General features: G+C 63.3%; 17 protein-coding genes. 7 read left to right on the forward strand and 10 right to left on the reverse strand.

Annotated elements, in window-relative coordinates; translation table 11 throughout:
* Positions 1 to 55 precede the first annotated feature (55 nt).
* On the reverse strand, positions 56 to 469 hold the full coding sequence (locus tag C3E77_RS10005) for a PLD nuclease N-terminal domain-containing protein (RefSeq protein ID WP_108391501.1): 414 nt from the start codon (positions 467 to 469) through the stop codon (positions 56 to 58).
* Between the two features lie 224 nt (positions 470 to 693).
* Here C3E77_RS10005 and C3E77_RS10010 point away from each other — a divergent pair, with 224 nt between their 5' ends.
* Positions 694 to 1,446 carry a hypothetical protein gene (locus C3E77_RS10010; protein ID WP_108391502.1) on the forward strand — a complete coding sequence of 251 codons (753 nt, stop codon included), beginning with the start codon at positions 694 to 696 and terminating at the stop codon, positions 1,444 to 1,446.
* A gap of 54 nt (positions 1,447 to 1,500) precedes the next feature.
* On the opposite strand, the gene C3E77_RS10015 is transcribed toward C3E77_RS10010, so the two are convergent.
* The gene (locus tag C3E77_RS10015; RefSeq protein WP_108391503.1) at positions 1,501 to 1,881 is read right to left on the reverse strand and encodes a DoxX family protein; all 381 of its coding nucleotides are present in this window, start codon (positions 1,879 to 1,881) and stop codon (positions 1,501 to 1,503) included.
* An 80-nt stretch (positions 1,882 to 1,961) separates the two neighbouring features.
* Here C3E77_RS10015 and C3E77_RS10020 point away from each other — a divergent pair, with 80 nt between their 5' ends.
* From C3E77_RS10020 to C3E77_RS10040, 5 genes are all read left to right on the forward strand, one after another.
* Entirely contained in the window at positions 1,962 to 2,843 is an 882-nt protein-coding gene (locus tag C3E77_RS10020; RefSeq protein ID WP_108391504.1) for a sigma-70 family RNA polymerase sigma factor, read from the forward strand.
* A 103-nt stretch (positions 2,844 to 2,946) separates the two neighbouring features.
* Positions 2,947 to 4,437: a peptidase M16 family protein gene (locus C3E77_RS10025; RefSeq protein ID WP_108391505.1), complete on the forward strand. Its 1,491-nt coding sequence runs from the start codon at positions 2,947 to 2,949 to the stop codon at positions 4,435 to 4,437.
* 388 nt (positions 4,438 to 4,825) lie between these two features.
* Positions 4,826 to 6,055 (forward strand): non-homologous end-joining DNA ligase, encoded by a 1,230-nt coding sequence (gene ligD / locus C3E77_RS10030; RefSeq protein ID WP_108393248.1) that lies wholly within the window; start codon positions 4,826 to 4,828, stop codon positions 6,053 to 6,055.
* A gap of 44 nt (positions 6,056 to 6,099) precedes the next feature.
* Positions 6,100 to 6,660, forward strand: a complete 561-nt coding sequence (locus C3E77_RS10035) for a PadR family transcriptional regulator (protein ID WP_234031181.1) — start codon at positions 6,100 to 6,102, stop codon at positions 6,658 to 6,660.
* The gene (locus C3E77_RS10040; RefSeq protein ID WP_108391507.1) at positions 6,653 to 7,456 is read left to right on the forward strand and encodes an alpha/beta fold hydrolase; all 804 of its coding nucleotides are present in this window, start codon (positions 6,653 to 6,655) and stop codon (positions 7,454 to 7,456) included. Before C3E77_RS10035 ends, C3E77_RS10040 begins: the two co-directional genes overlap by 8 nt.
* 387 nt (positions 7,457 to 7,843) lie before the next feature.
* Here C3E77_RS10040 and C3E77_RS10045 read toward each other — a convergent pair whose 3' ends face one another.
* Positions 7,844 to 8,275 (reverse strand): hypothetical protein, encoded by a 432-nt coding sequence (locus tag C3E77_RS10045; RefSeq protein ID WP_108391508.1) that lies wholly within the window; start codon positions 8,273 to 8,275, stop codon positions 7,844 to 7,846.
* Positions 8,276 to 8,504: 229 nt separating this feature from the next.
* Here C3E77_RS10045 and C3E77_RS10050 point away from each other — a divergent pair, with 229 nt between their 5' ends.
* Positions 8,505 to 8,984 carry a mycothiol transferase gene (locus C3E77_RS10050; RefSeq protein ID WP_108391509.1) on the forward strand — a complete coding sequence of 160 codons (480 nt, stop codon included), beginning with the start codon at positions 8,505 to 8,507 and terminating at the stop codon, positions 8,982 to 8,984.
* A gap of 15 nt (positions 8,985 to 8,999) precedes the next feature.
* Here C3E77_RS10050 and C3E77_RS10055 read toward each other — a convergent pair whose 3' ends face one another.
* The 7 genes from C3E77_RS10055 to C3E77_RS10085 all read right to left on the reverse strand — a co-directional run bounded on the left by C3E77_RS10055 (position 9,000) and on the right by C3E77_RS10085 (position 14,368).
* Positions 9,000 to 9,536: a leucine-rich repeat domain-containing protein gene (locus C3E77_RS10055; RefSeq protein ID WP_162924972.1), complete on the reverse strand. Its 537-nt coding sequence runs from the start codon at positions 9,534 to 9,536 to the stop codon at positions 9,000 to 9,002.
* Between the two features lie 289 nt (positions 9,537 to 9,825).
* The gene (locus C3E77_RS10060) at positions 9,826 to 10,230 is read right to left on the reverse strand and encodes a VOC family protein (protein ID WP_108391511.1); all 405 of its coding nucleotides are present in this window, start codon (positions 10,228 to 10,230) and stop codon (positions 9,826 to 9,828) included.
* Positions 10,231 to 10,238: 8 nt separating this feature from the next.
* A complete protein-coding gene (locus C3E77_RS10065) occupies positions 10,239 to 10,847 on the reverse strand; it encodes a hypothetical protein (protein ID WP_108391512.1) in 609 nt (202 codons plus the stop codon).
* A gap of 183 nt (positions 10,848 to 11,030) precedes the next feature.
* On the reverse strand, positions 11,031 to 11,648 hold the full coding sequence (locus tag C3E77_RS10070) for a hypothetical protein (RefSeq protein WP_162924973.1): 618 nt from the start codon (positions 11,646 to 11,648) through the stop codon (positions 11,031 to 11,033).
* Between the two features lie 105 nt (positions 11,649 to 11,753).
* Positions 11,754 to 12,209 (reverse strand): hypothetical protein, encoded by a 456-nt coding sequence (locus C3E77_RS10075; protein WP_162924974.1) that lies wholly within the window; start codon positions 12,207 to 12,209, stop codon positions 11,754 to 11,756.
* Between the two features lie 143 nt (positions 12,210 to 12,352).
* Positions 12,353 to 13,426 carry a redox-regulated ATPase YchF gene (gene ychF, locus C3E77_RS10080; protein WP_108391515.1) on the reverse strand — a complete coding sequence of 358 codons (1,074 nt, stop codon included), beginning with the start codon at positions 13,424 to 13,426 and terminating at the stop codon, positions 12,353 to 12,355.
* 6 nt (positions 13,427 to 13,432) lie between these two features.
* Positions 13,433 to 14,368: a DMT family transporter gene (locus C3E77_RS10085; protein WP_108391516.1), complete on the reverse strand. Its 936-nt coding sequence runs from the start codon at positions 14,366 to 14,368 to the stop codon at positions 13,433 to 13,435.
* Between the last annotated feature and the right edge of the window lie 66 nt (positions 14,369 to 14,434).

The following is a 14,434-nucleotide window of genomic DNA, read 5'->3' on the forward strand; positions in this document are numbered from 1 at the left end:
CGTGGTCACGTTCGTACATTTGCATGACACTAGCGCCACCGAACGCCTGCCCGCATCACGCTGGGGTTCCGCTTGCACCGTCGGGCTCACGGCGGCGCTCGACCTCTGCCTTCAGCTGGTGAAGGCGCGCCTGCTTCTCGTGGAACTCGATCTCGCGCTCGAGGTCCGCGAGCTGCTCCTCCGTCGTCCGTGGACGCGCACTGTACCCGGGCGCTTGGACATCACTCGGCGAATGTGACGCTTGCAGCGGTCGCGCGCGCCGGGCAGGGCGGTCGATGGTGTTCTCACTCCCGTCGTATTCACGGCCGATGAGAAACCACAGGACGCTGCCGATCAGCGGCAGGAAGAGGACGAGCAACATCCAGACCATCTTGGGCATGTGCTTCACCTGCCAGTCCTGTCGCGTGATGATGTCGACGAGGGCAGCGACCACGAGCAGGAACGTGAGGGCCGAGAGCACGATGTACATGCCGCAGATCCTATTGATCAGCAGCAGTTGTGCGCCACACTTTTTCCTCGCAGTGAGCAGATCGAACCGGATGCCGCGGGGCACGCAGCCACCCGGCCGACGGCATCCTGACCCGCGAATTGGCTACATCCCGGCGGCACAATGTTTCACCGTTACGTGCTTTCCGGCGACATCTCGCGCTAGCTTGAGCGATAAGCCCCGCCGCGGTGGCCGATTGGGGAGACATGCAGCGATCAAAGGCCGTCTCGGGTTTGCTGGCGGCGCTTGCCATCACCGCGCTTGCGTCGGTCGTGGGATGCTCCGCTTCTGAGCCGCCGGGTGGCATTGCGGCCACGTCAGAGGGTGCGATCGCGGTCGAAAAAAGCTGGCCCGGCGTCGAATTCGGGGGCACCGGGCCGTCGAGCGAGTCGATTACTGTGCCCAAGGGAGCGAAATCCATTGTGATCGACTTCGTCTGCACCGGCGGGATCTTCACCCTCGGCATGGGCGGGCAGATGGAGGAAGACCGGTCAGGATCGTGTGGAGGGACGCGGTCGTACCGTCTGCCGCTGACGGGCTCCCGCACACTCGTCGTTTCGGTCTTCCTCGCTGACGATGTGTCGTTCGGCCTGACCAGTGTGTTCTCGGCATCCATGGCTGAACCCGACCCCGCAATCGCCGCGGACTGCGAGCAACTGTCATCGATCACGAGTTCTCTGCACAATGCGAGACAGGGTGTTGCCTTGGGAGAAGTGACGCTGGACGAGTGGACGGCATCCGTCGAACAGGCCGACGCAGACCTCGTGGCACTGGCAGAAACGGCAGTCGGAATCATCGGACAACAGGCATCCGCCCTGTCAGCAGTGATCGCCGAAGGGCACGCTCACCCGGACGCATTCTTCGCGCGCCCCCAGTATCTCGCCGCCTCGACTCTGGCGTCGCAGGTCTGCGAAGACAACGGCACGCCCCTCACCATTCTGGATGAGTACGGGGGCTGACGCGCACCAACCCACAGGCTTATGGTGAGCCGGTGACACACGCCACATCGCCCATCATCCAAAAGACTCGGGACCGAATCGGCCCCAAGCGACGAACAGTGCCATCGCGAGGTAAATCAGATTCAACAGGGCGTGCAACGTCTCCCCTCGGCGAAAGCTCACGACCGCTGCGCCGGCCATGATGATCGCCAGTCCGACGGCCGCCAGCGGCACCAGAACTGGTGCGATGCCGACCGACGCCGGCAGAACCAAGCCGATGGCACCGAGGATCTCCACAGTTCCAAGCCCCTTGACGAACCGGACGCTGAAGTCGTTGACCCATCCCGCTCCGGGCGCCCTGGCCAGCTTCTCGTACGGGATGAACACCTTGTTGGCGCCTGCGATGAGGAAAACAGCGGCAAGTAACCCAGCGGTGATCCACAGAGCGAGATCCATGATTTTTCTCCCTGTCGTTACATCGACCCGTCGCGGGCCGTCATTACCTATGACGGCACTCGAGCGAGGAAGGTAACACCATGGCGGCATCCGATTCTGACGACGTCATTGCACAGGCATTCGACGAACAGCGCGGCCGCCTGGTTGCGGTCGCCTCTCGGATGCTCGGTTCGCGAGCAGATGCCGAGGACGCGGTCCAGGAGGCATGGCTGAAACTGTCCCGCCAGGACGCGACAACGATCGACAACCTCGCCGGCTGGCTCACCACAGTGGTCGGCCGGGTATGTATCGACATACTCCGCTCACGCAAGGCCAGGCGCGAGGTCGCGTATGACGATCGGGTGCCGGAGTTGCTCATCACAGACGACAGCCACGGCACTCCCGAGGACGAAACGGCGCTCGCGGAATCGGTGGGGCTGGCGCTGATGGTCGTGCTCGATACCCTCAGCCCTGCCGAGCGACTGGCGTTTGTGCTGCACGACATGTTCGCTGTGACATTCGAGGAGATCGGTCCGATCATTGGAAAGTCCGCGAACGCGAGCAAGATGCTCGCCAGCCGGGCTCGCCAGAAAGTACAGGCTTCACCTCGCCCAGCCGAGCAAAGACGGCACGAGCGGTCGGTGGTCGACGCATTCCTCGCGGCGGCCAGGGACGGGGACTTCGAGGGGTTGCTGCGCGTGCTCGATCCGGGTGTGACCTGGCGCACGCACACGGCGCATGGCGTGGAGGTGCTCGTGGGAGCGCCCGCCGTGGCGACGGATGCACAGCGCAGAGCGCGTGTCAGAGGACAGGCGCATCGTGTCCTGGTCAACGGCGAGCCTGGCATCGTCGCGTGGAGCACAACCGGCATACCGATCGGCGTCATGGGATGCACCGTTGTCGGGGATCGCATCGTCGAGATTCTTTCGCTGCGTGACCCGGAGCGCCTCGCGGCGATGAACCTTCCCGGGCATCCCGACTAGCCGGAACCGTTGCCGCACGTCACATCCGCTGGCCCCATAACTCGGGACACGCGCCACGTGACTCTCAGCTCCATCGTGGCGATTGCTCTGCCAGACTCCCCCTATGCCACGCGCGACCACGACGTTCCACAACGGAATACGCACCTACACGCTCGAACGTCCGGGTACCGAGACAGGAACGCTGACCTTCGGAGTCGGAATGAGAGATGAACCTCCGACGATGGCCGGGGTCACCCATCTCGTGGAACACGTCATTCTTCGGCTGACCCACCCGGTGCCCGATGTCCACGGAGGCACCGTGAAAGAGGACTCGGTCGAGTTCTTCGCGACAGGCACAGCGGATGCCGTCGCGTACTTCCTCACTACAGTGGCATCGGTGATCTCGAACCTCCAGCGTGTCACAGCCGAGGATCTCCAGCTCGAGAAGGACATCATTGAGGCGGAGTGGTCGAACGCATTTCGTTTCATCTCGCCGGGCTTGCTGGCGAACCGGTTCGGAGCGCGGGGCCTCGGGGCCGCCGCTCTGGGGGCACCAACAACCGAGGCGCTGTCGAGAACCGAGGTGATCGCGTGGGCGCAACACTGGCTCACCGTGGAAAACGCTGCCCTGTCGTTCACCGGCGAAGTGCCTGCCGCCCTTGACGTCCGACTTCCGTCGGGGCCAGCGGTAGTCCACGCACCGGTGCCGTCGGCACGTGAGACACCACGACTGGTGACCTCGGGCAAAGCGGGTGTGGCGTTCTCGCTCATCGTGCCGATCGAGCTGCAAGCGTTTGTCGGTGCGGCATTGAACGATGAATTGCTGACCCGGCTCCGTCATGCCGAGGGCCTGATTTACTCCGTGAACCATTTCACAACCCGAATCGACGACGAATCCTCGCAGTTGGACCTCGTTCTGGACCCTCTCGACCGGAACCTCGTTGCCGCGCTTCGTGCGGGCGTGCGCGCAATAAAGGACGTGGCCGAGAGCGGCTTCAGTGCGGAGGCAACGAACTCAGCCCGCTCGATCGTTGCCTCCAGCGTCGGCGCTGACCCAGCGGGTGGGAGCCTGTATTTGGACGATCTGGCGATCGACGGTCTCTTGCTCCGCCGCACTGTCACGCCCGCGGAGACGCTCACCATCGGCGAAACGCTGACCGCCGGAATGTTGACCCAGGCACTGCAAAAGAGCATCCCGACCCTTCTTGTTGCAGTCCATGAAGACGCGCACCTTCCCGCGAAGCTGCGCAGAGAGCTGAACCTGCCGGTTGACCGCCAGAGGATCTGGACCAGGCACAAGGACCGCGAGAGCGTGCAGCGCCACCGGGCGTTGCGGGCGGGGCATGAGCCCTGGCGTGCGAAGGCGTCGAAGGACAGACTGTGGGTCACCGACACGCATGTCCTCCGGCGTGAAGGAAACCGACTGGCATCGATCGAACACGCCGACATCGTTCTGGTCGGGCATCGAGAGTGTGGCTGTGTGGTGCTCCTTGACCGTTGGGGACGAAGTACCGAGTATGACCCAACCGAGTGGAAGAGGGGCAAGAAGCTGAGCAGGCAGCTCGTCGCGGCATTCTCGCCGGAGATTGTGCGCGGGTTTCCGCCCCATGAGTGAGCCGCTATCCGACACGAGCGCGCACTCCTGATGCCACTCCTCCCTTGGTTCCGGGTGCCGAAGCCCGTACGCGCCTGGCTGGAGCAACGACGGGCGATCAAACGCGACAGGGTCAGCTTCTACGGAACCTGCCCGGTGTGCCACCACGACTGGCGCGAACATTCGGGAGGAGCATTCGGCGCAACCCCGACTGATGGTTGCGGCGAATGCCACTACGAAGTGGAACACGATCAGCGATTCGACGAGCCGCCAATTTGTTATATGGCGGCAGAGCCTCCGCTAGTTCCCTGACGGGTCGAGTCCGGCGGAATCACACACGGATTTTGACATGCTCGCGTCGGCACTCGAGGGGCAGACGCGCACCGAACCGCAGGTTTATGGTGTTCCGATGAGCGCACAGGCGAGCCAGGCAGAGGTGCTGGAGATCGACGGACGCGAGGTGCATGTTTCGCACCCCGACAAGATGGTTTTTCCCGAGCCGGGCATCACCAAACTCGAGCTGGTGAAGTACTACCTCGCGGTCGCCGACGGGGCGCTTCGCGGTGTCGCCGGGCGGCCCATGATTCTCAAACGCTTCGTGAAGGGCATCGACCAGGAGGCGTTCTTCCAGAAGCGCGCTCCGGAGAAACGCCCCGAGTGGATCGAAACCGCCACCCTGCAGTACGCATCGGGCAACTCGGCCGAAGAAGTTGTCGTTCGGGATGCCGCTGCACTCGCCTGGGTGGTGAACCTCGGCTGCATCGACCTCAATCCGCACCCGGTTCGTGCCGAGGATCTGGATCATCCCGACGAACTGCGGGTCGACCTTGACCCCATGCCCGGGGTGGACTGGCGACAGATCGTCGACGTGGCGATGATCGCGAGGGAGGTGCTGAGCGACTACGGCCTTGTTGGGTGGCCGAAGACATCCGGTTCCCGGGGCATCCATATCTACGCCCGAATCGAACCGCGGTGGGACTACCGCCAGGTACGGCTCGCCGCTGAAACCCTGGCGCGCGAGGTGGAGCGACGCGCGCCGGGACTCGCAACAGCGAAGTGGTGGAAGGAAGAGCGCGGCGAGAGCGTGTTCGTCGACTTCAACCAGAACGCGAAGGACCGTACGGTCGCGTCGGCGTACTCGGTCCGGGCTCTGCCGGATGCCCGCGTGTCAACACCACTGGACTGGGACGAAGTGCCCGGATGTCGGCCGGAGGACTTCACGGTGCGCTCGGTGCTGGAGCGGTTCGCGGACCGTGGCGATGCGGCATCCGGAATCGATGACGCCGCCGGCAGTCTCGACGGCCTGCTCGCCCTGGCCAAAGAACTGGGCCCGGCCGAGAAGCCACCGAAAGCGTCGGACGGATCGGGCCGGCGCACCTCAACGATGCCCCTCGTGGAGGTCGCCCGTGCCAAGACGAAGCCGGAGGCTCTGGAGGGACTCGAGCGATGGAAGTCGAAGCATCCTGAGGTCGTGAAGCTCCTCGAACCGGCCGATGTGCTCGTCGACGGGATGCGCGGTTCGAGCTCGCTCTGGTATCGGATTCGGGTGAACCTGCAGCACGTGCCTGAGAGTGCACGCCCCGAACAGGCCGAGCTCGAAGTCGATTACGACCCGTGGTCGGGAAAGCGCCCTGAGTAGCGGCGTGGCGCCATTAGTCTGATTCATACTTGTAAAGTCCTATATTGGATGATTACATTATTGCCGTGAAACTGAGATACGCGGTGCTCGGGCTCCTGTCACTCGAGCCGCAGAGCGGCTACGACCTGGGACGGGCATTTGCGGGATCGGTCGCCCATTTCTGGTACGCCGACCAGTCACAGATCTATCGCCTGCTCGACGATCTGGACGCCGAGGGCGCGATCACTACCGAGGTCATCCGACAGAAAGGTCGCCCCGACCGCCGCGTTCACTCCCTGACGGATACCGGCAGGAAGGAACTCGACGCCTGGCAACGCTCTCCGCTTGACCCCCAGCGCCCCAAGAACTCGTTTCTCGCACGCCTGTTCTTCGCCGGGGCTCTCGGTCCCGAGCACGTTCGACGACTCCTCGACGAAGCCGAGAAGCTCGTGACCGAGTCACACGAACGGCTGCTCGCGATCGAGCATTCTGCCTCCACCCTCGACGAGGTCGTTCAGAACGCGACTCTGCGGTCAGGCATTAGCCATGCCGAGTCGACCATCGCGTGGATTGCGGAAACCCGGGAAGCGGTGGCGGCATTCGAGAGAGGAACACCCGATGAGTGAATCAATCACCGCGCGGCTGGAACACGGCCCCAGGCGCGGCGAGACCATCATCATGCTGCATGGCAACAACGCTGGGTCGTGGATGTGGGAACCACAGACGGAACGATTCCAGGACCGTCACATCCTCACTCCTGACCTGCCTGCTCTCGGCGAGCGCTACCGCGAACCGTGGCCAGGTATGGGCGGAGCGGCCGACGATATCGCGGGAATCATCCGCGCGCACGCACTGGGCGGCACCGCACACGTTGTCGGGCTGTCGCTCGGCGGTGTTGTGGCGATTCACCTGGCGCAACGGCATCCGGAACTCGTCCGCAGCTGCATGGTCACCGGTGCCCCGATCGCCGGGCTGACGCGTCTCGAACGCCTCCTCATCCCCCCGCAGCTGCCCCTGTGGCGGCAGCGCTGGTACTGGCAAGCGCAGGCCATGACCTTCGGCATCCCCGCTGACGCGCGAGACATCTTCGTCGACTCCGCTGTGCGCGTCGCTCCGGAGACGAACCGTGAGACCTACCGCGAGGTGGCCGCCGGCATCCCGGAGGAGCCGATCGCGTATGCCGGTCCGCTCCTCGCGATCGCGGGCGAGAAGGAACAGCATTCCGTGAAGGATGCCTTCCCCACGTTGCGACGGCGAGCACCCCAGTTACAATCGTGGATCGCACCGGGAATGCACCATCCCTGGAACGTTGAGGATCCTGATTTGTTCACCAACGTCATCCGTGAATTTGTGGATACCGGCGTGTGGTCGCTGGCAGATCGGGGCCCCGAAGTGACAGGGACTTCGCGCACGCATAGTTGAGGGTCTGGCCTCAGGTCGGACCGCAACAGCGCCGACCGTCAGTAGTTGGGGGCGACTGATCGGCATCACGCCGCGCGGATCGCCCGCGACGCGGGCTGGCTTTGAGAGCGGACGCCACCGTGCTGGTGCGCTCGACGGGACGGATCCGCGTGAATCTGCAGCATGTGCCTAAGGGTGCACGCCCCGAACAGGCAGAACTCGAGATCGACTACGACCCGTGGGCGGGGAAGAGCGCGGCTTCCTGAGGGCCAGTGCCTGATCTTGCATGCAAAGCAGACAAAGCAGCGAATGGGATCACCAGGAGGAGAGGGACAACGGCGTTCAGCACACGCGTGATGCCAAGCGGACGGAGGACAATGACTTTTTCGGGCGCAGGACCTTTCCTGCTCACTGTGTCAGTTCCGCTGTTGCCTCACCGTCGGGATCATCCCAAAATTCCACTCGCGTCCACTTCAACGGTGCGGTGGCCAGAATCGGTTCGAGAACAGCCCACATCTCATCGTGGTCGTACCCGATGAAATAGAGGTCATAAGATCCCTGCCCGAATTCATTGCCGTCTATCCAGCCCAGGCCGTCTGCGACGAGCGCCTCGTCGGCCGCCAGCTCCGTGTCCAAAAGAGCATCCATGGCAGCCATCGCCTCGTCGTCGGAGCCGGATTCGTAGAATACGATCACCCAGTCTTCCGGTTCGCCGGCGGGGATTTGGGGTTCCCGAATCTCAGGCGCAGATTCCGATTCGCTGGGCAGGAACAGCGTGACACACCCGGTCAGCGCGGCAGCCACCGCGGCGGCGATGGCAACGAGCAGGAGCCGCTTCACAGCATCCCTCCGGCGGACAGCCGCAGGCGGACTCGACCGGCGCTCGTTCCTTCGAGCACAACAAGAAATCGGGGCATAGGGTGATCGTATTGGCGCCCAAGCCGCGTCCGGTGGAACTGCCCCGAACTGGGTGCGGCCTTCACCTCACCCTGTTGGACGATGAGTGGCGTGGATATGCTGGCGGCGTGACGGCTCCTCTTCTCAAACCTTCCTTCCCCACCCAAAAGCAGTGAGCGACGCACAGCTGATCGCTCAGCTCGAGGGTGAACGGGACCACGTTCTCCGGGCCGTCAGCGGCCTGACCGAGGACGAGATGCATCGCTCGGTTGTTCCCTCAGGCTGGACGATCACCCGACTTCTCAATCACCTCACTTTCGACGATGAGATGTTCTGGATATCGGCGGTACTGGGTGGCAACCGGCGAGCCATTGAGGATTTGCACGACGGCTGGGCGTCCGACCCGATGACCGGCGCAGAGGCGATCGACATCTATAAACGGCAGATCGCTCGAAGCGACGAGGTCCTCGCACGCATCGACCTCGATGCCCCTCCGGCGTGGACGCCGCCGACCAGCGTCTTCGATGCTCCGGGGATGCCGGATGGTCGCGCGGTGGTATTCCGCGTGCTCAACGAGACGTCAGTGCACGCCGGTCACCTCGACATCGTGCGCGAACTCATCGACGGGCACCAGAACCTCGTATTTCCGTAGTTCGTCTCACACGGGTTAGCCAGTTCGCATCTCGTCATATTCGTCGTAAGCGCGCGCGAGCCCCGCAAAGGCCTTGCTGCGGGAGGCGAACTCGAAGACCTGCTTCTTGTAGGCCCGCCTCAGTGGAAGGTTGAGTTGTGACAGGTTGGGCAGTGTCAACAGGTCCGACAGGTCCGTCCCGGAGAGCCTCGATCCCGGCATCTGCAGCGTTCGCAGATCTGCCATGGGCCGAATCCAGACAAAGTCCCGTACCTCCACGGTCTTATCGGAACCGAGAGAGCAGTTCCCGTAGACCAGTTCCCGGAGGGTTCCGAGCGAACTCAGTGGGGTCAGGTCCGTGACGAGGAAGGCACCGTCCACCACGAGCGTCCGGAGTTTCGAAAGCGATGCGAGCGGCCTCAGGTCGGTGACCGATCGCGCGCCCCCGAGCGTCAAAACCCTCAAATTTGGCAGGCTCGTCACTGCGTTGAGGTCCGAGTAGCTGCCCCACTTGACGTCCAGCGCTTCCAGTTGTGGCTGGCCGGCCAGAGAGTCCAAAAGGGGCTGCGGCACTCGCGAACTCAGGCTGAGTCGTCGTATCCGCGTTCGTTCGTTCGCGAAGAAATCAATCCAGTCCTGCAAGACGCGACGTTGCGCCGACGGAGTTAGCCCTCGATCCGCGAGCTGGGTTGCAACAACGTCCAACGACCTCTGGCCGCGGTACTGGTCGGGCTGCCACACCGAGGCGGGTGATCTGTCGGCGAACCTCGTCATGTGCAACGTGTCTCAGGGGTGTTGAACCGGAACCCATCACGCTTACTCCCCAGCGATCCATCCCCTGGGAATGCCATCGCGGAGGCCATCAGTCGCTCTCGCGCGGCGGGTTGTGCATGAACTCGATCCGGATGCCGTTGTCGTCCTCGAGAAAAGAGGCGTAGTAGCGGTCGGTGAAGCGAGGGTATTCCTTCGGCTCCCGCACGACCGTCCATCCGGCATCCGTGGCGATCCGATGCATGCGGTCAACGTCCCCGCGTGAGCCGACCGCGAATGCCAGGTGCTGCCAGCCGACCCGCCCGTGGCGATGCGGCCCCGTGCCGGGATCCCGAGCCGGCATCACAATGAACTCCGTCTCGCCGTCGGCGTACCAGGACACAGATTCGTCAGCGTCGGTCCGGGCGAAACCGAGCGCCGACAGGATGGGATCGAACTGCGCCACCGCACGAGGCACGTCGCTAACCGTGACGCCTAGATGATCGAAAATGGGCATCTCGCTGCTCAGGCCCCGACGTTTTCGCGTGCGTCGCGACCCTGCAACATCGTCGGCAATCCGTCGACCTGCGCCAGGACGAGCTGACGATCGCCGAGTGCGACACGCACGTGGTAGTCGATGTCTCCGCGGACCTCTGCTGAGACTTCCCCTGTCGCTGCTGAAGCGACCGCAGCGTTAGCTCGATTTCGCAAGGTTATGAGCATCGGCTTGCTCTGCATCTCCCGGTCGACCCAGTGCGGACGATCGAACACCTGCCCCATCTGGACTGTGCCGTCGTTGAGGTAGGAGGCCGCGTACACGACCCCAGCACCGAGGGCGGCCTGTGCGCCCAGGTCTCCGTCCAGCTTGGTCTCGAAGTATGCACGAATTTCGCGCTGGAGATAGTCCGCGACCGGTTGGACGGCATCCACGTCAGCGTCGCTTACCGCGGCGTTTTCACTCGAACGCTGTAACGCACCACCAACAAGGTCGAGCCGGGACGTCAGCTCTTCCCTCAGCTGTGAATCGATTTCCCTGCCTTCACTGACCGCGATGGCATTGTGAAAAACCATGAGGCGCTGGAGGTTGGCGAACATCAGGACGAGAGCATTGAAGCGGTGTTCCTCTGGTGTCATGGCGCAAACATACCGAACGCATCAGGTGTTCGAAAATCGCCAGGGCCACACGCTCGCGGATGCCACTACCCCGCTACGCGACCTCCGCGGGCCGTGGCACCCACTGAGTCCGGCCGTCCCACGCGCCGTGCTCGGACAGCGGGCGAAAGCGGGCTTTGTACGAGATCGCGGCTGCCGCCTTCCTTACGAGTATCTCTCCGCAAAACGGTCGGCGTATTCAAGGTAGGTTTTCGACGCCATATCCGGCTTATCGACCACTTCGAGAGCGTGTTTTCGCACGAAGTCCAAGGCCTCCGACCTGCGGCCGGTCAGTACCAAAGCAAGAGGGTACGTCTTCCATGGGACGGCCGGGTTGGGGTTGAATTTTGAGGGCGGCCGCAGCAGATCAGCAACTACCTCGGGGTGGCACAGTGACTCCATAAAGGGAATCCCCCAATGCACGGTAGCGTCAAGCAGCTGGTCCAGCTGGAACGGTTCACCGCTCCCCTCCCGCACCCGCCACTCCGCCCGATTACGCGGTCCTTCAACTAATTTGTACAGCGGTTGCGACACAGTTGGGGACATGCTCTTTGGCAGCTGGGGATTCAGTTCCTGATACGCCTGGGCGAGCGGCTTCCAATGAACTCCCACGATAGGCAACACGTCCACCGCGCCAGCATTGTTACGCGTGCCCGTGTTGAGTCCGAGCCACCCGAACCAGTCCTCTCCTATGGGCAACGCATCTCTACCGCGGTATTTGCGGAACCCGTACTCTTTGATCCGTTCGCCCCAAGCTGCGTCCAGCTCTTTTTTCGCCGTCATGGGCATGAACCTCGCATCACAGCTCGTTTGTACCTATCGTCGCGTATCTCTATGGGCTCGATTACATCCAAACTCCACCACGTTCTGTAGCTGAGCAGGATGGCATTACTGGCCGGGGTGCCTAAATGGGTCGGGCCACCACCAGCGACGTCGCGATCCACGCTCCGCCTCGCGCTCAGCCCTGCGGCGGGCCGCGTCACGATAGTCGTTAAGCGCCGCATCATAGAGCGCCTGAGGCAGAGTCAGCGGTGCACGGCTCAACTGGCGTCCTGCCAGGAGATCTCTGATTGCCCCGGGAATCATACGCATCCCCTGGGCACCTTTCACGGACCGCCTGAGCAGTCCGCCCTGCTCCGTGAGTTGCATCCCCCACGATGAGTCGACCTCAGCAAGGCCGGAACCGACCAGGATCGATGCTGCCGTCTCTATCTGTTCCCGTGAAGGGACGTCGGCCTGCAGCATGTCCCACCCCGACAGCAGCCTGCGGACCGACGAGGGGCGCTTCCTACGACGCAGCAGGGTCATGAGCGTCGCCGCGTCATCCATGTCTCTGCGTTCCATGCCGCTCAGGCTAGCCCACCTCGGGCCCCCGCCGAGGCGGGAGAAATCACCGTCACGGAAGAACCCTCGGTCAAGTCTGCAAAGAAAGAAAGGCCCGGGATGCCATAAGCGCCCCGGCTCTTCCTTTAGCAATCGATTGAAACCTAGACGTTGAAGCGGAACTCCACCACGTCGCCATCGGCCATGACGTAGTCCTTGCCTTCCATGCGGGCCTTGCCCTTGGCGCGAGCCTCCGCAACAGAACCAGCGGCAACGAGATCATCGAACGAAATGACCTCAGCCTTGATGAAGCCACGCTCGAAGTCCGTGTGAATAACGCCCGCCGCCTGGGGTGCCTTCGCACCCTTGGGGATGGTCCACGCACGGGACTCTTTCGGACCAGCCGTGAGGTAGGTCTGCAGTCCGAGGGTGTCGAAGCCGATGCGCGCGAGCTGGTTGAGGCCCGACTCGGTCTGTCCGGTCGACGCAAGCAACTCTGCAGCGTCTTCAGGATCGAGGTCGATGAGCTCAGACTCAAGCTTGGCGTCGAGGAAGATTGCCTTGGCGGGAGCCACCAGTGCGGCGAGCTCGTCGAGCTTCGCCTGGTCCTGCAGCACAGCTTCGTCGACGTTGAAGACGTAGATGAACGGCTTCGAGGTGAGCAGGCCGAGGTCCTTGATCGGCTCCAGGTCGAGGCCTGAGCTCGACAGCGGCTTGCCGGTGTCGAGGTACTCCCTGGCGGCCTTCGCCGTGGTCAGCACGATCGGGTCGAGCTTCTTGCCCTTGACCTCTTTCTCGAACCGCGACTGCGCCTTTTCGAGCGTCTCGAGGTCGGCGAGGATGAGTTCGGTGTTGATGGTCTCCATGTCACCGGCGGGGTTCACCGCGCCGTCGACGTGCACCACATCTTCATCGGAGAATGCGCGAATGACCTGCGCGATGGCATCCGCTTCTCGGATGTTGGCGAGGAACTTGTTGCCGAGCCCCTCCCCCTCACTTGCGCCGCGAACGATGCCGGCGATGTCGACGAACGACACGGCTGCGGGCAGGATGCGCTCGCTGCCGAAGATCTCGGCGAGCACGTCGAGACGCGAGTCGGGCAGGTTCACCACTCCGACGTTCGGCTCGATCGTGGCAAACGGGTAGTTTGCCGCGAGAACCGCGTTCTTGGTGAGAGCGTTGAAAAGGGTTGACTTGCCGACGTTAGGGAGACCGACGATACCGATAGTTAGAGCCACGAGGGTCTATCGTACCGGGCCAGCCTCCGAGGCACCTGCGTCGGCATCTGCTGCCGGTTCCTGGCTGCGACGAATCGAGCGCGCTGGGCGGCTGGTCAGCCACACACCGCCGATGACGAGGGCGCCGCCGAGCACCTGAACGAGCGTGATCGGCGTGCCCATCGCGAGCGCCATCAGCGCGGTGAACACCGGCATCAGGTTGAGGTAGATCCCTGCCCGGCCCGCTCCGATCTTCTTGACCGAGATGTTCCACAACATGAGGCTCAGCACCGACGGGAACACGCCGATATACAGCACACCCCACCATCCGGCACTGTCGAGCGCGATCGGCCCGCCCACGCTGAGCGCGATCGGAGCGAGCGCGATTGCGGCGATGACCGATTGAAGGGCTGCGGATGTCACTGGCGCGGTTGTCAGCGTCCGCCCGATAATCGTGTACGCGGTCCACACAGCCACAGCGCCGAGCATGTACAGTCCGCCGACGTTGTACTCGGTCGTGAAGACCTCGAACAGGTTGCCGTGGGTGAGAATCAACAGAACACCGAGCAGGGAGGTGACCAGTCCGAGGATGCTTGCGCCGCGCATCCGTTCGCGAACAAGCAGCGCGGCGACGACCGCGATCAGCACGGGATTGGTTGCACCGACGAGGGCGGCGTTGAGAGCTGTGGTGTGTGCGAGCGCTTCGTAGCTGAACAGGCAGAAGGCGACGAGGCCGAGGGCGGCCTGCAGCAGGTGCATCGGCCATTCACGAAGTGCGGCACGCCAGTTCGGTTTCTCGATCAGGATGGCGAACACGACCAGGAGCGGTGCGGCGATCGCCCAGCGGATCGCGGTGAGCTGCAGCGGGCTGATGCCGTCGGCGAGCAGATGACCGACAACGTAGTTGCCCGACCAGAACAGGTTCGCGAGCACGAGGAACAGATACACGCGCCACGAAGCCATTGTCCGATCGTATCGACATCCCGGCGGGCGTTGCCGGCCATGTCGGCGGCCGCTGTCACACTGAAG

Source organism: Mycetocola zhujimingii (assembly GCF_003065425.1).
GTDB classification, from domain to species: Bacteria; Actinomycetota; Actinomycetes; order Actinomycetales; family Microbacteriaceae; genus Mycetocola_A; species Mycetocola_A zhujimingii.

Bases quoted from the DNA above. Each gene is read 5' to 3' on its own strand.
- C3E77_RS10015 (WP_108391503.1), bottom strand. From the start codon at position 1,881: ATGGATCTCGCTCTGTGGATCACCGCTGGGTTACTTGCCGCTGTTTTC.
- C3E77_RS10065 (WP_108391512.1), bottom strand. From the start codon at position 10,847: ATGACACCAGAGGAACACCGCTTCAATGCTCTCGTCCTGATGTTCGCC.
- C3E77_RS10010 (WP_108391502.1), top strand. From the start codon at position 694: ATGCAGCGATCAAAGGCCGTCTCGGGTTTGCTGGCGGCGCTTGCCATC.
- ligD (WP_108393248.1), top strand. From the start codon at position 4,826: ATGAGCGCACAGGCGAGCCAGGCAGAGGTGCTGGAGATCGACGGACGC.
- C3E77_RS10075 (WP_162924974.1), bottom strand. From the start codon at position 12,209: ATGGAACGCAGAGACATGGATGACGCGGCGACGCTCATGACCCTGCTG.
- C3E77_RS10025 (WP_108391505.1), top strand. From the start codon at position 2,947: ATGCCACGCGCGACCACGACGTTCCACAACGGAATACGCACCTACACG.
- C3E77_RS10040 (WP_108391507.1), top strand. From the start codon at position 6,653: ATGAGTGAATCAATCACCGCGCGGCTGGAACACGGCCCCAGGCGCGGC.
- C3E77_RS10085 (WP_108391516.1), bottom strand. From the start codon at position 14,368: ATGGCTTCGTGGCGCGTGTATCTGTTCCTCGTGCTCGCGAACCTGTTC.
- C3E77_RS10060 (WP_108391511.1), bottom strand. From the start codon at position 10,230: ATGCCCATTTTCGATCATCTAGGCGTCACGGTTAGCGACGTGCCTCGT.
- C3E77_RS10070 (WP_162924973.1), bottom strand. From the start codon at position 11,648: ATGACGGCGAAAAAAGAGCTGGACGCAGCTTGGGGCGAACGGATCAAA.
- C3E77_RS10005 (WP_108391501.1), bottom strand. From the start codon at position 469: ATGTACATCGTGCTCTCGGCCCTCACGTTCCTGCTCGTGGTCGCTGCC.
- C3E77_RS10020 (WP_108391504.1), top strand. From the start codon at position 1,962: ATGGCGGCATCCGATTCTGACGACGTCATTGCACAGGCATTCGACGAA.